The sequence below is a fragment of the Enterobacter sp. 01-M-03-SI-ECC genome (assembly GCF_047530215.1).
In the GTDB taxonomy this organism is placed as follows: Bacteria; Pseudomonadota; Gammaproteobacteria; order Enterobacterales; family Enterobacteriaceae; genus Enterobacter; species Enterobacter chengduensis.
The window spans coordinates 185,690-208,910 of sequence record NZ_JBLKDA010000002.1; the positions used below are offsets into that span (position 1 = coordinate 185,690).

20 protein-coding genes are annotated in these 23,221 nt (G+C 56.4%); 17 read left to right on the plus strand and 3 right to left on the minus strand.

Annotation, left to right across the window (positions count from 1 at the left end):
* Positions 1 to 112 precede the first annotated feature (112 nt).
* On the minus strand, positions 113 to 1,327 hold the full coding sequence (gene alaA / locus ACMWKK_RS02830) for an alanine transaminase AlaA (protein WP_003861471.1): 1,215 nt from the start codon (positions 1,325 to 1,327) through the stop codon (positions 113 to 115).
* Between the two features lie 938 nt (positions 1,328 to 2,265).
* Here alaA and lrhA point away from each other — a divergent pair.
* The 14 genes from lrhA (at position 2,266) to nuoN (ending at position 18,847) form a co-directional block, all read left to right on the plus strand.
* Complete coding sequence (lrhA, locus tag ACMWKK_RS02835; RefSeq protein WP_032641961.1) at positions 2,266 to 3,204, plus strand: transcriptional regulator LrhA; 939 nt, start codon at positions 2,266 to 2,268, stop codon at positions 3,202 to 3,204.
* Positions 3,205 to 3,834: 630 nt separating this feature from the next.
* Positions 3,835 to 4,275, plus strand: coding sequence for an NADH-quinone oxidoreductase subunit NuoA (gene nuoA / locus ACMWKK_RS02840; protein WP_006176516.1), 441 nt, complete (start codon positions 3,835 to 3,837; stop codon positions 4,273 to 4,275).
* A 15-nt stretch (positions 4,276 to 4,290) separates the two neighbouring features.
* On the plus strand, positions 4,291 to 4,965 hold the full coding sequence (gene nuoB / locus ACMWKK_RS02845) for an NADH-quinone oxidoreductase subunit NuoB (RefSeq protein WP_003861482.1): 675 nt from the start codon (positions 4,291 to 4,293) through the stop codon (positions 4,963 to 4,965).
* 89 nt (positions 4,966 to 5,054) lie between these two features.
* Complete coding sequence (nuoC, locus tag ACMWKK_RS02850) at positions 5,055 to 6,857, plus strand: NADH-quinone oxidoreductase subunit C/D (protein ID WP_014884637.1); 1,803 nt, start codon at positions 5,055 to 5,057, stop codon at positions 6,855 to 6,857.
* Between the two features lie 2 nt (positions 6,858 to 6,859).
* Positions 6,860 to 7,360 (plus strand): NADH-quinone oxidoreductase subunit NuoE, encoded by a 501-nt coding sequence (gene nuoE / locus ACMWKK_RS02855; protein ID WP_003861486.1) that lies wholly within the window; start codon positions 6,860 to 6,862, stop codon positions 7,358 to 7,360.
* The gene (gene nuoF / locus ACMWKK_RS02860; RefSeq protein WP_003861487.1) at positions 7,357 to 8,694 is read left to right on the plus strand and encodes an NADH-quinone oxidoreductase subunit NuoF; all 1,338 of its coding nucleotides are present in this window, start codon (positions 7,357 to 7,359) and stop codon (positions 8,692 to 8,694) included. Before nuoE ends, nuoF begins: the two co-directional genes overlap by 4 nt.
* A gap of 54 nt (positions 8,695 to 8,748) precedes the next feature.
* Entirely contained in the window at positions 8,749 to 11,472 is a 2,724-nt protein-coding gene (nuoG, locus tag ACMWKK_RS02865) for an NADH-quinone oxidoreductase subunit NuoG (RefSeq protein WP_284948353.1), read from the plus strand.
* Positions 11,469 to 12,446: an NADH-quinone oxidoreductase subunit NuoH gene (nuoH, locus tag ACMWKK_RS02870; protein WP_008500211.1), complete on the plus strand. Its 978-nt coding sequence runs from the start codon at positions 11,469 to 11,471 to the stop codon at positions 12,444 to 12,446. The genes nuoG and nuoH overlap by 4 nt, the downstream gene beginning before the upstream one ends.
* Before the next feature lie 13 nt (positions 12,447 to 12,459).
* Complete coding sequence (gene nuoI, locus ACMWKK_RS02875) at positions 12,460 to 13,002, plus strand: NADH-quinone oxidoreductase subunit NuoI (RefSeq protein ID WP_003861491.1); 543 nt, start codon at positions 12,460 to 12,462, stop codon at positions 13,000 to 13,002.
* Between the two features lie 10 nt (positions 13,003 to 13,012).
* Entirely contained in the window at positions 13,013 to 13,567 is a 555-nt protein-coding gene (gene nuoJ / locus ACMWKK_RS02880) for an NADH-quinone oxidoreductase subunit J (protein WP_023336404.1), read from the plus strand.
* Positions 13,564 to 13,866, plus strand: coding sequence for an NADH-quinone oxidoreductase subunit NuoK (gene nuoK / locus ACMWKK_RS02885; protein ID WP_045327927.1), 303 nt, complete (start codon positions 13,564 to 13,566; stop codon positions 13,864 to 13,866). The genes nuoJ and nuoK overlap by 4 nt, the downstream gene beginning before the upstream one ends.
* On the plus strand, positions 13,863 to 15,704 hold the full coding sequence (gene nuoL, locus ACMWKK_RS02890) for an NADH-quinone oxidoreductase subunit L (RefSeq protein WP_112779799.1): 1,842 nt from the start codon (positions 13,863 to 13,865) through the stop codon (positions 15,702 to 15,704). Before nuoK ends, nuoL begins: the two co-directional genes overlap by 4 nt.
* A gap of 149 nt (positions 15,705 to 15,853) precedes the next feature.
* Complete coding sequence (gene nuoM / locus ACMWKK_RS02895) at positions 15,854 to 17,383, plus strand: NADH-quinone oxidoreductase subunit M (RefSeq protein WP_023312532.1); 1,530 nt, start codon at positions 15,854 to 15,856, stop codon at positions 17,381 to 17,383.
* 6 nt (positions 17,384 to 17,389) lie between these two features.
* On the plus strand, positions 17,390 to 18,847 hold the full coding sequence (gene nuoN, locus ACMWKK_RS02900) for an NADH-quinone oxidoreductase subunit NuoN (RefSeq protein WP_032641954.1): 1,458 nt from the start codon (positions 17,390 to 17,392) through the stop codon (positions 18,845 to 18,847).
* Positions 18,848 to 18,946: 99 nt separating this feature from the next.
* Here the strand turns inward: nuoN and ACMWKK_RS02905 are convergent, their stop codons facing one another.
* Positions 18,947 to 19,951, minus strand: coding sequence for a chemotaxis protein (locus ACMWKK_RS02905; protein ID WP_045327932.1), 1,005 nt, complete (start codon positions 19,949 to 19,951; stop codon positions 18,947 to 18,949).
* A 64-nt stretch (positions 19,952 to 20,015) separates the two neighbouring features.
* Complete coding sequence (gene rbn, locus ACMWKK_RS02910; protein WP_112779798.1) at positions 20,016 to 20,933, minus strand: ribonuclease BN; 918 nt, start codon at positions 20,931 to 20,933, stop codon at positions 20,016 to 20,018.
* Positions 20,934 to 21,004: 71 nt separating this feature from the next.
* On the opposite strand from rbn, the gene ACMWKK_RS02915 reads away from it, so the two are divergent.
* From ACMWKK_RS02915 to menF, 3 genes are all read left to right on the plus strand, one after another.
* Positions 21,005 to 21,466, plus strand: coding sequence for a GNAT family N-acetyltransferase (locus ACMWKK_RS02915; protein WP_045327936.1), 462 nt, complete (start codon positions 21,005 to 21,007; stop codon positions 21,464 to 21,466).
* Between the two features lie 53 nt (positions 21,467 to 21,519).
* On the plus strand, positions 21,520 to 21,825 hold the full coding sequence (elaB, locus tag ACMWKK_RS02920) for a stress response protein ElaB (RefSeq protein ID WP_008500219.1): 306 nt from the start codon (positions 21,520 to 21,522) through the stop codon (positions 21,823 to 21,825).
* A 95-nt stretch (positions 21,826 to 21,920) separates the two neighbouring features.
* Positions 21,921 to 23,216, plus strand: coding sequence for an isochorismate synthase MenF (gene menF, locus ACMWKK_RS02925; RefSeq protein ID WP_112779797.1), 1,296 nt, complete (start codon positions 21,921 to 21,923; stop codon positions 23,214 to 23,216).
* Positions 23,217 to 23,221: the final 5 nt, after the last annotated feature.

Consider the following 23,221-nt stretch of genomic DNA (forward strand, 5'->3'; position numbering starts at 1 on the left):
CCTTATGTCTTCACTGCGACAGGCGTTCATTGTGCGGGGAGGGAAGGGAAGATGCAAATTTGCGGATTTTGTAGGCCGGGTAAGCGAAGCGCCACCCGGCAGAAAGGCAACGTTACTGATGGTATCCAGAGAGGAAGCGACCAAAGCGGCTGATGGCCATTTCGAGGTCATCTTCGCGCGGCAGCGTCACGATACGCACGTGATCCGGCCACGGCCAGTTAAACGCCGTCCCCTGAACCAGCAGCACTTTTTCCTGCAGCAGGAAATCAAGCACCATTTTCTGATCGTCATGGATATTGAAGCGCTTCGCGTCAATTTTCGGGAACATATAGAGCGCCCCATTCGGCTTCACGCAGGAGACGCCCGGGATATCGTTGATCAGCTCCCACGCGCGGTTACGCTGTTCGTACAGGCGACCGCCGGGAACGATAAACTCGCTGATGCTCTGGTAGCCGCCGAGCGCCGTCTGGATGGCGTGCTGCGCCGGAACGTTGGCGCATAAACGCATGGAGGCCAGCATCTCCAGCCCTTCAATATAGCCCTTGGCGTGCTTTTTCGGACCGTTTAACACCATCCAGCCCTGACGGAAACCGGCCACGCGGTAGGTTTTAGACAGGCCGTTAAAGGTGACGGTCAGCAGATCCGGGGCCAGCGCGGCGATGGAGTGATGTTGCGCCGCGTCGTACAGGATCTTGTCGTAAATTTCGTCAGCGAAGATGATCAGATTGTGCTGGCGGGCGATCTCAACGATCTCCATTAGCAGTTCTTTTGAGTACACCGCGCCCGTCGGGTTGTTTGGGTTAATGATCACGATGCCGCGGGTGCGGGGCGTGATTTTCGCGCGAATGTCATCGAGATCCGGGAACCAGTCAGAGGACTCATCGCACAGATAGTGCACGGCTTTACCGCTGGAGAGTGATACTGCGGCCGTCCACAGCGGATAGTCCGGCGCGGGTACCAGCATTTCGTCCCCGCTGTTCAGCAGCGCCTGCATCGCCTGCACGATAAGCTCGGAGACGCCGTTGCCGATATAAATATCTTCCACGGTAACATCACGCATGCCGCGTGCCTGGTAGTGCTGCATGATGGCTTTACGCGCGGAGTAAAGTCCTTTTGAATCGCAATAGCCCTGTGCAGTAGGAAGGTTGCGGATCACATCAACCAGAATTTCATCCGGCGCTTCAAAACCAAATGGCGCAGGGTTACCAATGTTGAGTTTCAGAACCTTATTGCCTTCTTCTTCAAGACGTTTTGCCTCTTTCAGAACCGGGCCGCGGATGTCATAACAGACGTTATCTAGCTTGCTGGATTTTTCGATAGGGGACATGAACCTTTAACCTTTTCGCTATTATTGCCACTCCCTGCCGTGGAAGTCAGCACGGAATAATGTACTCCCCCCTCGCTTCGTTTTGAAGGGTATGCAGTAGAAGATTTTGTGTCAGCGGGGTAATCATGATTAATCTTTTTCGCTGTGCGTGCGCTTTTTTACTGTCTTAAAGTTGCGCATAAAGCGCGAGGGTAGGTTAAATGTGCTGTTGTGTTGTAAAAAAGGTGTATATTGTGCTGGGGAAAATAGGTGGTATGCAGGACAACGGTGGCAATCACCCTGAGTGACATTTCGTTAAACCTGAATGCTCAATGCATGTTTTTGTAATAGCATGCTGTGGCTAAAAGTTACTCATGTGAAATTAATGTTAAGTGCCATTAATGAATGGTCTTAATCTAAATTAAATTTTATTTATTATTAACCCATAAAATGCAACTTTAGTTAATTTTAATAAAATTAGTTGAGAAGCTTAACATTCTTCTTTAATCCCCAATATTGCAATAAGACTTATAAATAAAGTGGATTTGGGTTAAGATGTCTTCCAGGAAAGCAGAGGGCAGAGGCACATTTTTTGTATATCTGGCACTGCTTTTCCGAATTAATTGATTGTTATTGTTGGAGTTATCTCTGGCTGGAATGTGTCAAACATCTCCTGCTACGTTGACAGCGCTGCGATAAAGATGGCAGAAAAGGTGTTACACCTTTAATGTAATTTACATAAACCTGCGAACATCTAAATATCCTGAACGTTTAAGAGAATAAAAATAACGTCATGAAACGTGCTTTCTGACTGTTGATATAAAGCAGCACAATAACTATCTGTCAGGCAGTCTGCCGGGCCGGGATGCGAGGGAAAATCTTCAGAGGGAATTGCTTAACGGTACACACACAGCTTCAACCCGGGCAGCTCCGCACGAGCAACCTGAAAGTGAATAGATATGATAAATGCAAATCGTCCGATAATGAATCTCGACCTCGATCTGCTGAGAACGTTTGTTGCGGTCGCCGATCTCAACACTTTTGCAGCAGCTGCTGCCGCCGTTTGCCGAACTCAGTCCGCCGTCAGCCAGCAAATGCAGAGGCTGGAGCAGCTGGTTGGTAAAGAGCTTTTTGCGCGTCATGGGCGTAATAAGCTCTTAACGGAACACGGTATTCAGCTTCTGGGTTATGCCAGGAAAATTCTTCGCTTTAATGATGAAGCATGTATGTCATTAATGTTTAGCAACCTTCAAGGGGTGCTAACGTTAGGCGCATCTGATGAGTCAGCGGATACAATATTGCCGTTTCTTCTCAATCGTATTAGTTCGGTTTATCCGAAGCTTGCGCTGGACGTTAGCGTAAAGCGTAATGCCTTTATGGTTGAGATGTTAAATGAGAATAAAGTCGATCTGGTGGTGACGACGCATCGTCCCGGGCAGTTTGATTGCCTGACGCTGCGTACATCGCCCACGCACTGGTATTGCGCAGCCGAATACGTGCTGCAAAAAGGGGAGCCGGTTCCGCTGGTCTTACTGGATGACCCAAGTCCGTTCCGCGATATGGTGCTCACGGCGCTAAATGAAGCCAACATTCCGTGGCGTCTGGCGTATGTGGCGTCCACGCTGCCGGCGGTTCGCGCCGCCGTGAAGGCCGGCCTGGGCGTAACGGCCCGTCCGGTAGAGATGATGAGCCCCGATCTGCGCGTTCTGGGGAAATCCGATGGCCTGCCTGCGCTGCCGGATACCGAGTATCTGCTTTGCCACAATTCGTCCAGTCATAACGAATTGGCCAAAGTGGTATTCGAGGCGATGCAAAACTACCATAACCCGTGGCAGTTCGAGCAGGTTACTTCCGAAGGGGGCGATGATTCCCTGATCGTTGAGGGGGATTTTGAGTGATCGATAGCTCAAAATTCTGGTAACAAAATGTAAGTGTAAAAAAAAGCCACTCGTGTGATTTTCACATGCAGTGGCTTTTTTTTCGCAATAATACCCGTTAATGGCGCGTGGGTTTTCAGGCGACTTCCTATTTATCAATAAGATAAATGCGTTTGCTTAAAACTCGTCCGTTTTCCGTTCTAACTTCATCCATATCCCCCTCATGTTAAAAAAACAGGAAATATGTTGCCGTTTTCCAGGCTGAATTAACAAAAGCGTGTCGCAGATCAAGAAAATACTCCTATTTGGGGGGAGGAATCGTTGGCAAATCCTGTCAAAATAGGAGGGTTATTTTTTTTACTTCCGAAACGGACACGATTCAACAACATACATTTGACGGAAAGTCATGTACCCACCAGGGTTAAAGGGCACCAAATGTTAATGAGAATCGCTCGATGTAATTTAATGTGAAGAAACCTTTGTTAAAGTTGACAATAGGTTATAGAAAGGAGTAAAAAACCCCATCATTTTGCTGTCTACGTCTCATTTCTGACAGTTAGTGTAAGGTTATTTGTTCCTCCCCATGAATCGATGTGATGCCCATCTGCCAGCAAGAGCAGTGTCGTCGGTATCACTTTTGATGAGTAAGCAATGAGTATGTCAACATCCACAGAAGTCATCGCTCATCACTGGGCATTCGCAATCTTTCTTATTGTAGCCATTGGCCTGTGCTGCCTGATGTTAGTCGGCGGCTGGTTCCTGGGCGGTCGCGCCCGTGCAAGGCACAAAAACACACCTTTCGAATCAGGTATTGATTCAGTAGGTACCGCTCGCTTACGCCTGTCTGCCAAGTTCTATCTGGTAGCCATGTTCTTCGTCATCTTTGACGTGGAAGCGCTTTACCTTTTCGCATGGTCAACGTCCATTCGCGAAAGTGGTTGGGTGGGCTTTGTCGAGGCCGCAATTTTCATTTTAGTGCTACTGGCCGGTCTGGTTTATCTGGTGCGTATTGGCGCGCTTGACTGGACGCCTGCGCGTTCACGTCGTGAACACATCAACCCGGAAAACAGTATCTCTAATCGTCAGCAGTAACAGCGAGGCAATAAGATGGATTATACGCTCACCCGCATAGATCCTAACGGTGAGAATGACCGTTACCCCCTGCAAAAACAGGAGATCGTAACCGACCCCCTGGAGCAAGAAGTCAATAAAAGCGTGTACATGGGCAAGCTCGAGCATGCCATGCACGATATGGTCAACTGGGGTCGTAAGAACTCTATCTGGCCGTACAACTTTGGCCTTTCTTGCTGCTACGTTGAAATGGTGACGTCATTCACTGCGGTGCATGACGTTGCGCGTTTTGGGGCCGAGGTACTGCGTGCTTCCCCGCGTCAGGCTGACCTGATGGTGGTAGCCGGTACCTGCTTTACCAAGATGGCGCCTGTTATTCAGCGTCTTTATGACCAGATGCTGGAGCCTAAATGGGTTATCTCCATGGGCGCATGTGCTAACTCTGGCGGTATGTACGACATCTATTCCGTCGTGCAGGGCGTAGATAAATTTATCCCAGTGGATGTGTACATCCCGGGTTGTCCGCCACGTCCGGAGGCCTACATGCAGGCGCTGATGCTGCTGCAGGAATCTATCGGTAAAGAACGTCGCCCACTGTCGTGGGTGGTTGGCGATCAGGGTGTGTATCGCGCGAACATGCAGTCTGAGCGCGAGCGTAAACGTGGTGAACGTATTGCCGTCACCAATCTGCGTACGCCTGACGAAATTTAATTTGCGCCTGTAGGCCTGGAGAACACCTTCGCATATCACTACTCAAATAGCGCGAAGCCAGGCTCAACAGTCACCACGGACCATTTGCAATGGTGAACAATATGACCGACTTAACCGCGCAAGAAGCCGCCTGGCAGACCCGGGATCATCTGGATGACCCAGTCATTGGCGAACTGCGCAACCGTTTTGGGCCGGATGCCTTTACCGTTCAGGCGACCCGCACCGGGGTACCCGTTGTTTGGGTGAAGCGTGAACAATTGCTGGAAGTTGTCGATTTCCTCAAGAAATTGCCAAAGCCGTACGTCATGCTGTTTGATTTACACGGCATGGATGAACGTCTGCGTACCCACCGCCAGGGTCTCCCTGCTGCGGATTTTTCCGTTTTCTACCACCTGATCTCAATAGACCGCAACACGGATATCATGCTCAAGGTGGCATTGTCTGAAAACGACATGCATCTGCCGACCATCACCAAACTTTTCCCGAACGCGAACTGGTACGAGCGTGAAACCTGGGAAATGTTCGGCATGACCTTCGACGGCCACCCGCACCTGACGCGCATCATGATGCCGCAGACCTGGACCGGCCACCCGCTGCGTAAAGACTATCCGGCACGTGCCACCGAATTCGATCCATTTGAGCTGACTAAAGCCAAGCAGGATCTGGAGATGGAAGCGCTGACCTTCAAGCCGGAAGACTGGGGCATGAAGCGCGGTACTGAGAACGAGGACTTCATGTTCCTCAACCTCGGTCCAAACCACCCGTCTGCGCACGGTGCATTCCGTATTATTCTTCAGCTTGATGGCGAAGAGATTGTCGACTGCGTGCCGGACATCGGCTACCACCACCGTGGTGCTGAGAAGATGGGCGAGCGTCAGTCCTGGCACAGCTACATTCCGTACACCGACCGTATCGAGTATCTCGGCGGCTGCGTCAACGAGATGCCGTACGTGCTGGCCGTTGAGAAACTGGCGGGTATCGTTACGCCGGATCGCGTTAACGTGATTCGCGTTATGCTGTCCGAGCTGTTCCGTATTAACAGCCACCTGCTGTACATCTCCACGTTTATTCAGGACGTCGGCGCGATGACGCCGGTCTTCTTCGCCTTTACCGACCGTCAGAAAATCTACGATCTGGTGGAAGCGATTACCGGTTTCCGTATGCACCCGGCCTGGTTCCGTATCGGCGGTGTGGCACACGATCTGCCGCGCGGCTGGGACCGTCTGCTGCGTGAGTTCCTCGACTGGATGCCGAAACGTCTGGCCTCTTACGAGAAAGCCGCGCTGCGTAACACCATCCTGAAAGGCCGTTCCCAGGGCGTTGCTGCCTACGGCGCGAAAGAGGCGCTGGAGTGGGGCACAACAGGTGCAGGTCTGCGCGCAACCGGTATTGATTTCGACGTGCGTAAAGCCCGTCCTTACTCTGGCTACGAGAACTTCGACTTTGAAGTCCCGGTGGGCGGCGGCGTGTCCGACTGCTACACCCGCGTGATGCTGAAAGTGGAAGAGCTGCGCCAGAGTCTGCGCATCCTTGAGCAGTGCCTCAACAACATGCCGGAAGGCCCGTTCAAGGCGGATCACCCGCTGACGACGCCGCCGCCGAAAGAGCGCACGCTGCAACATATCGAAACCCTGATCACCCACTTCCTGCAGGTTTCCTGGGGTCCGGTCATGCCGGCGCAAGAATCCTTCCAGATGATTGAAGCGACCAAGGGTATTAACAGTTACTACCTGACCAGTGACGGTAGCACCATGAGCTACCGTACCCGCGTGCGTACGCCGAGCTTTGCGCACCTGCAGCAGATCCCGTCCGCCATCCGCGGCAGTCTGGTCTCTGACCTGATTGTGTATCTGGGTAGTATCGATTTTGTTATGTCAGATGTGGACCGCTAATTATGCACGAGAATCAACAACCACAAACCGAGGCTTTTGAGCTGAGTGAAGCAGAACGTGCCGCCATTGAGCACGAGATGCACCACTACGAAGACCCGCGTGCGGCGTCCATTGAAGCGCTGAAAATCGTACAGAAACAGCGTGGTTGGGTGCCGGATGGGGCGATTTATGCGATCGCGGAAGTGCTGGGTATTCCGGCAAGTGACGTAGAAGGCGTGGCCACGTTCTACAGCCAGATCTTCCGTCAGCCGGTAGGCCGCCATGTGATCCGCTACTGTGACAGCGTTGTCTGCCACATTACCGGTTATCAGGGCATTCAGGCTGCGATTGAGAAGAAGCTCAATATCAAGCCGGGCCAGACCACGTTCGATGGACGCTTTACCCTGCTGCCAACCTGCTGCCTGGGTAACTGCGACAAGGGGCCGACCATGATGATTGATGAGGACACTCACAGCCATCTGACGCCGGAAGCAATTCCTGACCTGCTGGAGCAGTACAAATGAAAACTGTAATTCGTACTGCTGAGACGCATCCGCTGACCTGGCGTCTGCGCGATGACAAACAGCCGGTATGGCTCGACGAATACCAGAGCAAAAACGGCTATGCCGGCGCGCGTAAAGCCCTTGGCGGCATGGCGCCGGACGACATCGTTAACGCTGTCAAAGAATCCGGCCTGAAAGGGCGCGGCGGTGCGGGCTTCTCCACCGGTCTGAAGTGGAGCCTGATGCCGAAAGACGAATCCATGAACATCCGTTACCTGCTGTGTAACGCCGATGAAATGGAGCCGGGCACCTATAAAGACCGCCTGCTGATGGAACAGCTGCCGCACCTGCTGGTGGAAGGCATGCTGATCTCCGCGTTTGCGCTGAAAGCGTACCGCGGCTACATCTTCCTGCGCGGCGAGTACATCGAAGCGGCAGAAAACCTGCGTCGCGCGATTGCCGAAGCCACCGAAGCGGGCCTGCTGGGCAAAAACATCCTGGGCACCGGCTTTGACTTCGAGCTGTTCGTGCATACCGGTGCCGGGCGTTATATCTGCGGTGAAGAAACCGCGCTGATTAACTCCCTGGAAGGCCGCCGCGCGAACCCGCGTTCTAAGCCACCGTTCCCGGCAAGCTCCGGCGTATGGGGTAAACCGACCTGCGTCAACAACGTTGAAACCCTGTGTAACGTTCCGGCTATCCTCGCCAACGGCGTGGAGTGGTATCAGGGCATCTCTTCAAGCAAAGATGCCGGTACCAAGCTGATGGGCTTCTCCGGTCGCGTGAAAAACCCTGGCGTCTGGGAACTGCCGTTCGGTACTACCGCACGCGAAATTCTTGAAGACTACGCGGGCGGCATGCGCGATGGCCTGAAATTCAAAGCCTGGCAGCCGGGTGGGGCAGGGACAGACTTCCTGACCGAAGCCCACCTTGACCTGCCGATGGAATTCGAAAGCATTGGTAAAGCAGGCAGCCGTCTGGGTACGGCGCTGGCGATGGCCGTCGACCACGAGATCGGCATGGTTTCGCTGGTGCGTAACCTGGAAGAGTTCTTCGCCCGTGAGTCCTGCGGCTGGTGTACACCGTGCCGTGATGGTCTGCCGTGGAGCGTGAAGATCCTGCGCGCGATCGAACGTGGCGAAGGCCAGCCTGGGGATATCGAGACGCTTGAGCAACTGTGTCGATTCTTAGGCCCGGGTAAAACCTTCTGTGCCCACGCACCGGGTGCCGTCGAACCGCTGCAGAGCGCAATTAAATATTTCCGCGACGAATTCGAAGCAGGCATCAAGCAGCCGTTCAGCAATACCCATTCAATCAATGGGATTCAGCCGAACCTGCTGAAAGCACGCTGGTAAAGACAGAATTTTGATTAACGCTCGAAGCAATTCGAGCCAACTGGAAGCATGCTAATGGCTACGATTCATGTAGACGGCAAAGAATACGAAGTCAACGGGGCGGACAACCTGCTAGAAGCTTGTCTGTCTCTGGGCCTCGATATTCCGTACTTTTGCTGGCATCCGGCGCTGGGCAGCGTCGGTGCTTGCCGCCAGTGTGCGGTGAAGCAATATCAAAACGCGGAAGACACGCGTGGTCGCCTGGTGATGTCCTGTATGACGCCAGCCACCGAAGGCACCTTTATTTCGATTGATGACGAAGAAGCCAAACAGTTCCGCGAAAGCGTGGTGGAGTGGTTGATGACCAACCACCCGCACGACTGTCCGGTTTGTGAAGAGGGCGGTAACTGCCACCTTCAGGATATGACCGTAATGACCGGTCACAGCTTCCGTCGCTATCGCTTTACCAAGCGTACCCACCGTAACCAGGACCTGGGGCCGTTCATCTCTCACGAAATGAACCGCTGCATCGCCTGCTACCGCTGCGTGCGTTACTACAAAGACTACGCGGACGGTCAGGATCTGGGCGTGTACGGCGCGCATGACAACGTCTACTTCGGTCGTCCGGAAGACGGTACGCTTGAGAGCGAATTCTCCGGTAACCTGGTAGAAATCTGCCCGACCGGCGTCTTCACGGATAAAACCCACTCCGAGCGTTACAATCGTAAATGGGACATGCAGTTTGCGCCAAGCATCTGCCAGCAGTGTTCCCTCGGCTGTAACACCAGTCCGGGTGAGCGTTACGGCGAACTGCGTCGTATCGAAAACCGTTACAACGGTACCGTTAACCACTACTTCCTCTGCGACCGCGGTCGTTTCGGCTATGGCTATGTGAACCTGAAAGACCGTCCGCGTCAGCCGGTTCAGCGCCGTGGCGACGACTTCATCACCCTGAACGCCGAACAGGCAATGCAGGGCGCGGCAGATATTCTGCGCCAGTCGAAGAAAGTTATCGGTATCGGCTCCCCGCGTGCCAGCGTTGAAAGCAACTTTGCGCTGCGCGAGCTGGTTGGGGCTGAAAACTTCTACACCGGTATCGCCCAGGGCGAGCAGGAACGTCTGCAGCTGGTGCTGAAAGTGCTGCGTGAAGGCGGTATTCATACCCCTGCGCTGCGCGAAATTGAATCCTACGATGCGGTCCTGGTGCTGGGTGAAGACCTCACCCAGACCGGCGCACGCGCGGCTCTGGCGGTTCGTCAGGCGGTGAAGGGTAAAGCACGTGAAATGGCAGCGGCGCAGAAAGTGGCTGACTGGCAAATTGCGGCGATCCTCAACATCGGCCAGCGCGCGAAGCATCCTCTGTTTGTGACCAACGTCGACAACACCCGTCTGGACGATATCGCGGCGTGGACCTACTGCGCGCCGGTTGAAGATCAGGCTCGTCTTGGCTTTGCCATTGCCCACGCGCTGGACAACAACTCCCCGGCTGTAGAACTGGATCGCGACCTGCAGAACAAGGTTGACGTGATTGTTCAGGCGCTGGCGGGGGCGAAGAAGCCGCTGATCATTTCCGGTACCAACGCCGGCAGCGCGGAGATCGTTCAGGCCGCTGCAAACGTTGCTAAAGCCCTCAAAGGCCGCGGCGCGGACGTGGGGATCACCATGATTGCCCGTGCGGTGAACAGCATTGGCCTTGGGATGATTGGCGGCGGCTCGCTGGAAGAAGCGTTAAGCGAACTGGAGTCCGGTGCCGCTGACGCCGTCGTGGTGCTGGAAAACGACCTGCATCGCCACGCCTCAGCCGCGCGCGTTGACGCCGCGCTCTCGAAAGCGCCGCTGGTGATGGTCATCGACCATCAGCGCACCGCGATCATGGACAAAGCGCACCTGGTGCTCTCTGCGGCAAGCTTCGCAGAAAGCGACGGTACGGTTATTAACAACGAAGGCCGCGCGCAGCGTTTCTTCCAGGTTTATGACCCGGCGTACTACGACAGCAACACCGTGATGCTGGAAAGCTGGCGCTGGCTGCACTCCCTGCACAGCACCGTGCAGAGCCGTGAAGTGGACTGGACGCAGCTTGACCACGTTATCGACGCGGTGGTGGAAAAACTGCCTCAGCTGGCAGGCATTAAAGATGCCGCACCTGAAGCAAGCTTCCGCATTCGCGGCCAGAAGCTGGCGCGTGAACCGCACCGCTACAGCGGTCGTACCGCCATGCGCGCCAACATCAGCGTACACGAACCGCGCCAGCCGCAGGATAAAGACACCATGTTCGCCTTCTCCATGGAAGGGAACAACCAGCCGTCTGCGCCGCGTTCGCAAATTCCGTTCGCATGGGCACCGGGCTGGAACTCCCCGCAGGCATGGAACAAGTTCCAGGCTGAAGTGGGCGGCTCCCTGCGCCACGGCGATCCGGGCGTGCGTCTGATTGAAGCCTCCGAAACCGGTCTGGACTTCTTCACCACCGTACCGGCAAGCTTCCAGGCGCAGGACGGTAGCTGGCGTATTGCCCCGTACTACCATCTGTTCGGTAGCGACGAGCTGTCCCAGCGTTCACCGGTCTTCCAGACCCGCATGCCGCAGCCTTACATCAAGCTCAACCCGGCGGATGCCGCGAAGCTTGGCGTTAACGCGGGCGCGAACGTTGCCTTTAGCTATGACGGCCAGACCATCAGCCTGCCGCTGATTATTTCTGAAAGTCTGACGGCAGGGCAGGTCGGTCTGCCGATGGGTATGCCAGGCATCGCGCCGGTTCTGGCGGGTGCGCGTCTTGATAATCTGCAGGAGGCAAAAGCATGAGTTGGTTAACGCCGGATCTTATCGACATCCTGCTGAGCATTCTGAAAGCGATTGTTATCCTGCTGGTGGTGGTCACCTGCGGCGCGTTCATGAGCTTTGGTGAGCGTCGTCTGCTCGGCCTGTTCCAGAACCGTTACGGACCGAACCGCGTGGGCTGGGGTGGTTCACTCCAGCTGGTTGCGGACATGATCAAGATGTTCTTTAAAGAGGACTGGATCCCGCGCTTCTCTGACCGCGTGATCTTTACTCTGGCACCGATGATCGCCTTCACCTCGCTGCTGCTGGCGTTTGCTATCGTGCCGGTCAGCCCGACCTGGGTGGTCGCTGACCTGAACATCGGCATTCTGTTCTTCCTGATGATGGCGGGCCTTGCGGTGTACGCGGTGCTGTTCGCCGGCTGGTCCAGTAACAACAAATACTCGCTGCTGGGTGCGATGCGTGCTTCCGCGCAGACCCTGAGCTACGAGGTGTTCCTGGGGCTCTCCCTGATGGGCGTGGTGGCGCAGGCCGGTTCATTCAACATGACCGACATCGTCAACAACCAGGCCGACATCTGGAACGTGATTCCGCAGTTCTTTGGGTTTATTACCTTTGCCATCGCGGGCGTGGCGGTGTGCCACCGTCATCCGTTTGACCAGCCAGAAGCCGAACAGGAACTGGCCGACGGTTACCACATCGAATATTCCGGTATGAAGTTCGGTCTGTTCTTCGTGGGCGAGTACATCGGTATCGTCACCATTTCCGCGTTGATGGTAACGCTGTTCTTCGGTGGCTGGCATGGCCCGTTCTTACCGCCGTTCATCTGGTTCGCGCTGAAAACCGCGTTCTTCATGATGATGTTCATTTTGATTCGCGCAGCGTTACCGCGTCCACGTTATGACCAGGTAATGTCCTTCGGCTGGAAAGTGTGCCTGCCGCTGACGCTCGTCAACTTGTTGGTAACGGCAGCTGTCATTCTCTGGCAGCAGCCATAAGGGGCTATAGACCATGACCTTAAAAGAATTACTGGTAGGCTTCGGTACCCAGGTACGCAGTATCTGGATGATCGGCCTGCACGCGTTTGCCAAACGCGAAACCCGGATGTACCCGGAAGAGCCGGTATATCTGCCGCCGCGCTACCGTGGCCGTATCGTGCTGACGCGCGACCCGGACGGTTCCGAGCGCTGCGTTGCCTGTAACCTGTGTGCGGTAGCGTGTCCGGTAGGCTGTATCTCTCTGCAGAAAGCTGAGACGGTAGACGGCCGCTGGTACCCTGAGTTCTTCCGCATCAACTTCTCACGCTGCATCTTCTGCGGTCTGTGTGAAGAAGCGTGCCCAACCACGGCGATTCAGCTGACTCCAGACTTCGAGCTGGGTGAGTACAAGCGTCAGGACCTGGTGTACGAGAAAGAGGATCTGCTGATTTCCGGTCCGGGCAAATACCCGGAATATAACTTCTACCGGATGGCGGGTATGGCAATCGACGGCAAAGATAAGGGCGAAGCAGAGAACGAAGCTAAGCCTATCGACGTCAAGAGCCTGTTACCGTAAGGAGAGGGCAATGGAATTCGCTTTTTATATCTGTGGCCTTATCGCCATCCTGGCTACGCTGCGAGTGATCACGCACACCAATCCGGTGCATGCGCTGCTGTACTTAATCATCTCGCTGCTGGCCATTTCAGGGGTGTTCTTCGCACTGGGCGCGCATTTCGCCGGTGCGCTGGAAATCATCGTCTACGCCGGGGCCATTATGGTGCTGTTCGTGTTCGTGGTGATGATGCTGAACCTGGGCGGCTCTGAAATTGAGCAGGAACGTCAGTGGTTAAAACCGCAGGTGTGGATTGGCCCGGCAATTCTGTCGGCCATCATGCTGGTGGTGATCGTTTACGCCATTCTGGGCGTCAACGATCAGGGCATCGACGGCACGCCGATTGGCGCGAAAGAGGTGGGTATCACGCTCTTTGGCCCATACGTTCTGGCGGTGGAACTGGCCTCAATGCTGCTGCTGGCAGGCCTGGTTGTTGCTTTCCACGTCGGCCGCGAAGAGCGCGCTGGCGAGGTGCTGAGCAACCGCACTGACGACCGCGCGAAAAGAAAAATGGAGGAGCGCGCATGATCCCCTTAACACATGGACTGATCCTCGCGGCGATTTTATTCGTTCTGGGTCTGACCGGTCTGGTTATCCGCCGAAATCTGCTGTTTATGCTGATCGGGCTGGAAATCATGATTAACGCCTGCGCGCTGGCCTTCGTGGTCGCCGGAAGCTACTGGGGCCAGACCGATGGTCAGGTGATGTACATTCTCGCCATCAGCCTCGCGGCTGCTGAAGCGAGTATTGGCCTGGCGCTGTTGCTGCAGCTCCATCGTCGCCGCCAGAATCTGAACATCGATTCAGTAAGTGAGTTGCGTGGATGAACATGCTTGCCTTAACCATTATTTTTCCGCTGATTGGCTTCGTGCTGCTGGCGTTTTCTCGCGGCCGCTGGTCCGAGAATCTGTCTGCAACCGTCGGCATGGGCTCTGTCGGTCTGGCTGCGCTGGTGACAGCGTATGCGGGTATCGACTTCTTTAACAATGGACGCCAGCCGTTCAGCGTGCCGCTGTGGACCTGGATGTCGGTGGGTGATTTCAACATCGGCTTCAACCTGGTGCTGGACGGTCTCTCGCTGACCATGCTCTCCGTGGTCACCGGCGTCGGCTTCCTGATCCACATGTTCGCCTCCTGGTACATGCGCGGTGAAGAGGGTTACTCCCGCTTCTTCGCCTACACCAACCTGTTTATCGCCAGCATGGTGGTTCTGGTGCTCGCCGATAACCTGCTGCTGATGTACCTGGGCTGGGAAGGCGTGGGGCTCTGTTCTTACCTGCTGATCGGCTTCTACTACACCGATCCGAAGAATGGCGCAGCGGCCATGAAAGCGTTCGTCGTGACCCGCGTGGGTGACGTCTTCCTCGCCTTCGCGCTGTTCATTCTCTACAACGAACTGGGCACGCTGAACTTCCGCGAAATGGTGGAACTGGCGCCAGCGCACTTCGCCGCAGGCAACAACATGCTGTGGTGGGCAACGCTGATGCTGCTGGGTGGTGCCGTGGGTAAATCCGCGCAGCTGCCGTTGCAGACCTGGCTGGCCGACGCGATGGCGGGTCCAACCCCTGTCTCCGCGCTGATCCACGCTGCGACCATGGTCACCGCCGGTGTTTACCTGATTGCGCGTACCCATGGCCTGTTCCTGATGACCCCGGAAATTCTGCATCTGGTGGGTATCGTCGGTGCGGTTACGCTGGTGCTGGCAGGCTTTGCCGCGCTGGTGCAAACCGACATCAAGCGCGTTCTCGCGTACTCCACCATGAGCCAGATTGGCTACATGTTCCTGGCGCTGGGCGTTCAGGCGTGGGACGCGGCCATTTTCCACCTGATGACGCACGCGTTCTTTAAAGCGCTGCTGTTCCTCTCATCCGGTTCCGTGATTCTGGCCTGCCACCACGAGCAGAACATCTTCAAGATGGGCGGACTGCGTAAGTCTATCCCGCTGGTCTATGTCTGCTTCCTGGTTGGCGGCGCGGCGCTGGCGGCACTGCCGCTGATTACCGCGGGCTTCTTCAGTAAGGACGAAATCCTTGCGGGTGCCATGGCGAATGGTCATATCAATCTGATGGTTGCGGGTCTGGTCGGTGCGTTCATGACCTCTCTGTATACCTTCCGTATGATTTTCATCGTATTCCACGGTAAAGAACAAATTCACGCTCACGCAGGGAAGGGGATTACCCATCACCTGCCGCTGATTGTGCTGCTGGTACTGTCCACCTTCGTTGGCGCGATGATAGTGCCGCCGCTGCAGGGCGTACTGCCGGACACCACCGAGCTTGAGCACGGTCGCGTTCTGACGCTTGAAATCACCTCCGGTGTGGTCGCTATCGCGGGCATCCTGATTGCCGCATGGCTGTGGCTGGGTAAACGTACGCTGGTGACGGCCATTGCCAACAGCGCGCCAGGCCGTCTGCTGGGCACCTGGTGGTACAACGCGTGGGGCTTCGACTGGCTGTACGACATGATCTTCGTTAAGCCGTTCCTGGGTATTGCGTGGCTGCTGAAGCGCGACCCGCTGAACAGCCTGATGAATATCCCGGCGATCCTCTCCCGCTTTGCAGGTAAAGGCCTGCTGTACAGCGAGAACGGTTACCTGCGCTGGTATGTGGCGTCCATGAGCATCGGTGCGGTTGTCGTACTGGCGCTGCTGATGGTGTTGCGATAGTGGTTTTGCCCGGTGGCGCTGCGCTTACCGGGCCTACAATACCGTAGGTCGGGCAAGCGTGAGCGCCACCCGACACCACATACCGCACTAACGCGTGAATTTGTTGAAAATCGGTCCTTTAGGGACTTTAACAAGGAATAAAAATCGCCATGTTACTACCCTGGCTAATATTAATTCCCTTTATCGGTGGCTTCCTGTGCTGGCAGACTGAACGCTTTGGCGTGAAGATGCCGCGCTGGATCGCGCTGATCACCATGGGATTGACGCTCGCGCTTGGCCTGCAACTGTGGTTGCAGGGCGGTTACTCACTGACCCAGTCTGCGGGCATTCCGCAGTGGCAGTCTGAGTTCATCCTGCCGTGGATCCCACGTTTCGGCATTACCATCCACCTGGCGATTGACGGTCTGTCGCTGCTGATGGTGGTGCTGACCGGTCTGCTCGGCGTTCTGGCGGTACTCTGCTCCTGGCGAGAAATCGAAAAATACCAGGGCTTCTTCCACCTGAACCTGATGTGGATCCTGGGCGGCGTTATCGGCGTGTTCCTTGCCATCGACATGTTCCTCTTCTTCTTCTTCTGGGAGATGATGCTGGTGCCGATGTACTTCCTGATCGCGCTGTGGGGCCACAAGGCGTCCGACGGTAAAACGCGTATCACGGCGGCAACCAAGTTCTTCATCTATACCCAGGCGAGCGGTCTGGTGATGCTGATTGCCATTCTGGCGCTGGTGTTTGTTCACCACAACGCGACCGGCACCTGGACCTTCAACTACGAAGACCTGCTGAAAACGCCAATGTCTCACGGCGTGGAATACCTGCTGATGCTGGGCTTCTTCATCGCGTTCGCGGTGAAAATGCCGGTGGTTCCGCTGCACGGCTGGCTGCCGGACGCGCACTCTCAGGCGCCAACGGCGGGTTCCGTTGACCTGGCGGGCATCCTGCTGAAAACCGCGGCCTACGGTCTGCTGCGTTTCGCGCTGCCGCTGTTCCCGAACGCCTCCGCAGAGTTCGCGCCTATTGCCATGTGGCTCGGCGTGATCGGTATCTTCTACGGTGCCTGGATGGCCTTCACGCAGTACGACATCAAGCGTCTGATTGCCTACACCTCCGTTTCCCACATGGGCTTCGTGCTGATTGCTATCTACACCGGCAGCCAGCTGGCGTACCAGGGCGCGGTGATCCAGATGATTGCGCACGGCCTGTCCGCAGCCGGCCTCTTCATCCTGTGCGGCCAGCTGTACGAACGTCTGCACACGCGTGATATGCGCATGATGGGCGGTCTGTGGAGCAAAATTAAGTGGCTTCCAGCGCTGTCTATGTTCTTCGCGGTGGCGACGCTGGGGATGCCGGGCACCGGTAACTTCGTCGGCGAATTTATGATTCTGTTTGGCAGCTTCAAAGTGGTGCCGGTGATTACCGTGATCTCCACCTTTGGTCTGGTGTTCGCTTCCGTCTACTCGCTGGCGATGCTGCACCGCGCTTACTTCGGTAAAGCGAAGAGCGAAATTGCCGCACAAGAACTGCCGGGGATGTCGCTGCGCGAGCTGTTCATCATCCTGCTGCTGGTCGTACTGCTGGTGCTGCTGGGCTTCTTCCCGCAGCCGATTCTGGATACCTCGCACAGCGCGATGGGTAACATCCAGCAGTGGTTTGTTAATTCTGCTTCTACTACAAGGCCGTAAATCGCCATGACAATAACTCCACAACAACTGATTGCGCTGCTACCGCTGCTGATCGTCGGATTGACGGTGGTGGTTGTAATGCTCTCCATTGCGTGGCGACGCAATCACTTCCTGAATGCCACGCTGTCGGTCATCGGCCTGAACGCCGCGTTAGTCTCTCTCTGGTTTGTTGGTCAGGGCGGGGCGATGGACGTCACCCCGCTGATGCGCGTTGACGGTTACGCTATGCTGTATACCGGTCTGGTGCTGCTGGCGAGCCTGGCGACCTGTACCTTTGCGTACCCGTGGCTCGAAGGCTACAACGACAACAAAGAAGAGTTTTACCTGCTGGTTCTGATTGCCGCGCTGGGCGGCATTCTGCTGGCGAATGCCAACCATCTGGCCGCGCTGTTCCTCGGCATTGAGCTGATCTCTCTGCCGCTGTTCGGCCTGATTGGTTACGCCTTCCGCCAGAAGCGCTCCCTGGAAGCAAGCATCAAGTACACCATCCTGTCTGCTGCTGCCTCCTCGTTCCTGCTGTTTGGTATAGCGCTGGTTTACGCACAGTCCGGTAACCTCTCCTTCATGGCGCTCGGCAAGAGCCTCGGCGACGGCATGCTGCACGAGCCGCTGCTGCTGGCGGGTCTGGGCATGATGATTGTTGGCCTCGGCTTCAAACTCTCTCTGGTGCCGTTCCACCTGTGGACGCCAGACGTCTACCAGGGCGCTCCTGCGCCGGTGTCCACCTTCCTGGCGACGGCGAGCAAAATCGCCATCTTCGGGGTGGTCATGCGTCTGTTCCTGTACGCACCGGTGGGTGACAGCGAAGCGGTTCGCGTGGTGCTGGGCATTATCGCGTTCGTCTCCATCATCTTCGGTAACCTGATGGCGCTGAGCCAGACCAACATCAAGCGTCTGCTGGGCTACTCGTCTATCTCTCATCTGGGCTACCTGATGGTGGCGCTGATTGCGCTGCAGAGCGGTGAGATGTCGATGGAAGCCGTGGGCGTGTATCTGGCTGGTTACCTGTTCAGCAGCCTCGGCGCCTTCGGCGTGGTGAGCCTGATGTCCAGCCCGTACCGTGGTCCGGACGCTGATTCACTGTTCTCCTACCGTGGTCTGTTCTGGCACCGTCCGATCCTGTCCGCAGTGATGACCGTGATGATGCTCTCTCTGGCAGGTATCCCGATGACGCTCGGCTTTATCGGTAAGTTCTACGTGCTGGCCGTCGGTGTGCAGGCGCACCTGTGGTGGCTGACCGCGGGCGTGGTTATCGGCTCCGCGATTGGTCTCTACTACTACCTGCGCGTTGCCGTGAGCCTGTACCTGAGCGCCCCTCAGCAGCTCAACCGCGATGCGCCATCCAACTGGCAGTACAGCGCCGGGGGGATCGTGGTACTCATCTCCGCGCTGCTGGTGCTGATCTTCGGTATCTATCCGCAGCCGCTGATTGATATCGTGCAGCGAGCGATGCCATTGATGTAAAAACAAAAAACCCGCCTCGGCGGGTTTTTTATTGCCCAGCGGCGCTGCGCTTGCAGGGCCTACGGGTTTTGTAGGTCGGGTAAGCGAAGCGCCACCCGACTACGCCAGCTGTTTGCGGCTAATCAACGGCCCGTCAATCTTCTTCATCGAACGGTCCAGCACCTCCTCGATCACCGACGACAGCTCGTTCAGCTCGAACTTTGCCACGTAGCCATCCGCCTTCACCTTCCTAATATGGTCTTCGTTGGCGTTGCCAGAAAGCGAAGAGTGGATCACCACCGGAATATCCTTCAGTACCGGATCGGTTTTGATTTTGCGCGTCAGCGTAAAACCGTCCATCTCCGGCATTTCGAGGTCGGTCAGCACCAGGGCAATCTTATCGGTGATGGGCACGCCCTCTGCCTGCGCCTGAGCGGCCAGTACGCCAATTTTCTCCCACGCGTCTTTGCCGGTGATGTGCAGCTGCGCAGGGATCTCCATTGCCTGCAAACCCTTCTCCAGCATCGAGCGCGCCACTTTGGAGTCTTCCGCGACGATGGCGACCGCGCCTGGCTTAATATTGAACTTGGTGGTCTTCAAATCCGTGGCGTGCAGATCGTGATTGGCCGGCGTGATGTCGTACAGGATCTGCTCAACGTCCAGCACCATCGCCAGATCGTTGGTATCGGTCTTCTCGTCGAGACACGCAATACTGGTAATGTAGCGGCCGCTGACGGCGGTTTCCGCCGCGTGCACCTGCTTCCAGTCCAGACGCATGATGTTCTCAACCGACTCCACGGCAAACGCCTGCACGCTGCGCGCGTATTCGGTGATCAGCAGGATGTTCAGCCCGGTGGTGGGCTTACAGCCCGCCACGGCGGCCAGGTCAATCACCGGGATCACCTGATCGCGAATATTCACCATTCCCATCAGCGGCGATTTCATCCCGGCGGGTTTTGTGAACTCCGGCATCGGCACAATTTCACGCAGCTTAAAGACGTTAATGCCAAACAGCTCGGATTTATTTTCGTTAAGAGAGGTGCCAAGACGGAACAGCAACAGTTCAAAACGGTTCGACAGGGTCAGATTCGCCCTGTCATCAATATCTTTCTGGAAATTATCCATTCTACCCTCGAGAGAAATGCTGGCCTTTTAATCGTTATCGGCATCCTGAGGGAAAAGTGAAGGGCTAAACGCTGACCTGAGCGAAATCTTCGGCCAGCTCACATTCCGGGAACAATGCGCGGCACTCTGCCAGCAGCTTTTCACATCCGCGCGCGTCGTAGCGCGAGCTGACGTGGGTGATGATGAGTTTCCCGACGCCCGCGTCACGTGCAAGCCGCGCCGCCTGACGCGTCGAGCTATGGCCCCGGCCGTTGGCTTTCTCTTCCATTGCTGTTTCAAGCGTCGCTTCATGCACCATCACGTCCACGCCCCGGGCAAGCTCAAGCGCCGCCGGGCACGGGGCCGTGTCGCCAAAAATCGCCAGCTTCTTGCCGGGCTGCGGGGCGGCGAGATAGTCCTGGCCGTTGATGACGCGCCCGTCCTCCAGCGTGACGCTCTCGCCGTGCTTCAGGCGCTGGAACAGCGGCCCGGGTTTTACGCCATCGGCCATCAGCGCGGCGGCGTCCAGCGCGCCGGGCTTGTCGTGCGCGTCAATACGATAGCCATAGCACTCTACCGGATGACTGAGCGGCCGAGCGCTAACCTTAACGTCACCGTCATCGAAAACCTGGCCTTCGGAAATCTCAACGATCTCCAGCGGATAATCCGTCCACGAACCGCTGAGGCGCAGCGTGGTTTCAACAAATTCCCGGATTCCCACGGGTCCGTAAATCGTCAGCGGATTGGGGTTACCGGCCATCGAGCGGCTGCACAGCAGGCCGGGAAGGCCAAACAGATGGTCGCCATGCAGATGGGTGATAAAAATTTTATCCAGCTTGCCGGGATGGTAAGCGGTATGCAGCAGCTGATGCTGCGTCCCTTCACCGCAGTCAAACAGCCACAGCCCGCCGCGGGTAGGGTGCTTAAGATCCAGCAGGATCGCCGTCACGTTTCGTGAGCGGGTTGGCACGCCAGCGGACGTACCCAGAAAAATCAGTTCCATAACGCAATCAGCCCTTTGCCGAACGGGGAGGGGTTTAGTATAACGTCATGAACCCCAGGAAGGAGACTGACATGATCCAGTGGCAAGATTTACATCATAGTGACCTTACCGTCCATTCACTCTACGCCCTGCTGAAGCTGCGCTGCGAGGTATTTATTGTAGAGCAGACCTGCCCGTATCAGGACATCGACGGCGACGATCTGGTCGGCGAGAACCGCCATATCCTCGGCTGGCGGAATAACGAGCTGGTGGCGTATGCGAGGATTCTGAAAAGCGAAGACGAATTCGAGCCCGTCGTGATTGGTCGGGTCATCATCAGCGGCAGCGCGCGCGGTGAAAAGCTGGGCTATCAGCTAATGGAGAAAACGCTGGAAGCGTGCCAAAAACGGTGGCCGGACAAGGCGTTATACCTGGGCGCGCAGGCGCATCTGCAGTCGTTCTATGCGCACTTTGGCTTCACGCCGGTAACGGAAGTGTATGACGAAGATGGCATTCCCCACATCGGCATGGCGCGGGAAACGAAACAGGCATAATGGCGGCGCGTTGGCTATAGTTAGCGGACTGGTGCACTAACATGGAGAAAAATATGTCATTTCAATCCTGGGATACCCGAATCGACGACGACCTGGCCTTGCTGAGCGAAACGCTGGAAGAGGTGCTACGCTCCTCGGGCGACCCTGCCGATCAGAAATATATTGAGCTAAAAGCCCGTGCGGAACAGGCGCTGCATGAAGTGAAAAACCGCGTCAGCCATGCGTCGGACACCTACTACTACCGCGCTAAAAAAGCGGTGTATCGTGCCGATGACTACGTGCATGAGAAACCGTGGCAGGGTATTGGCGTGGGGGCTGCCGTAGGGCTGGTGCTGGGTCTGCTCTTAGCCCGTCGTTAACAGCGTTTTGAACGCTTAACCACTCCCTATACGTGGGTACTGATATTTCTTATGGTACCCCGTATAATATGCGGTTTTAACAGGGAGAGGTTCGCGTGAATTCGATTTTCCTCGCGCTGGAGCAGCTGCGTACCCAGCTTACGCAGGCGTTACCCGCAGCACCCGGCCTGCGTCATTTCGACGTTACTTTCCCGTTAAACGACGCCTTCGATCCCCTTGCCTGGCTGGGGGCGCAGCAGTGCTATCCCCAGTTTTACTGGCAGCAGCGTAACGGCGACGAAGAGCTGGCCGCGCTGGGGGCCGTTGCCCACTTTTCCTCTCTGGCATTAGCCTCGCAGTTTCTGCGTGACCAACGTGCGCCTGGCGATACCCGTATCTGCGGCCTGAACGCCTTTAACCCGGAGCAGGGCAGCCTCTTTTTGCCGCGCCTGCTCTGGCGACGCACCGCCGGTAACGCTACGCTGCGCCTGCAGCTGTGGGGCGATAGCTCGCTTCAGGATGATGCCCGCGCCGCGCAGGTATTCTTACAGGCGCTGCTTGCGGCCAAACCGATCCGTCCGCTGTCCGTGCAGGTAGAGCATGAAACGCATCTGCCGCAAAAATCGGCGTGGCTGAGCCTTATCAACAAGGCGACAGAGACTATCGCGCACGGCGATTTCGAAAAGGTGGTCCTCGCCCGGGCCACCGATCTGCAGTGTAAACAGCGGGTTAACCCTGTCGCGCTGATGGCCGCCAGCCGCGCCCTGAATCTCAATTGCTATCATTTCTGCATGGTTTTCGATGCCCGCAACGCGTTTCTCGGCTCTACGCCCGAGCGCCTCTGGCGGCGGCGCGGCGCGCTGCTGCGCACGGAAGCGCTGGCGGGTACCGTTGCCAGCCACGCGGACGATAGCCAGGCGCAGCGCCTGGGCGAGTGGCTGCTGAACGATGATAAAAACCAGCGTGAAAATATGCTGGTGGTGGAGGATATCTGCCAGCGTCTTCAGCACCATACGCAGACGCTTGAGGTGTTGCCTGCCCAGGTCGTCCGCCTGCGTAAAGTCCAGCACTTACGACGCTGTATCTGGACCGAGCTAAAACAGCCAGACGACGCGCTGTGCCTGCACGTACTCCAGCCGACAGCCGCCGTTGCCGGGCTCCCGCGCCAGCCAGCGCGCGAGTTTATCCAGACCGTAGAACCGTTCAACCGCGAATGGTACGCCGGTTCGGCCGGGTATTTATCGCCCGATCAAAGCGAATTCTGTGTGGCGTTGCGCTCGGCTCGGGTCCAGGATGACGCCCTGCGGCTCTACGCCGGGGCGGGCATCGTCAGCGGATCTGACCCGGAGCAGGAGTGGCAGGAGATTGAAAATAAGGCGGCCGGATTGCGCTCCCTGCTCCTAAGGGATTAATACTG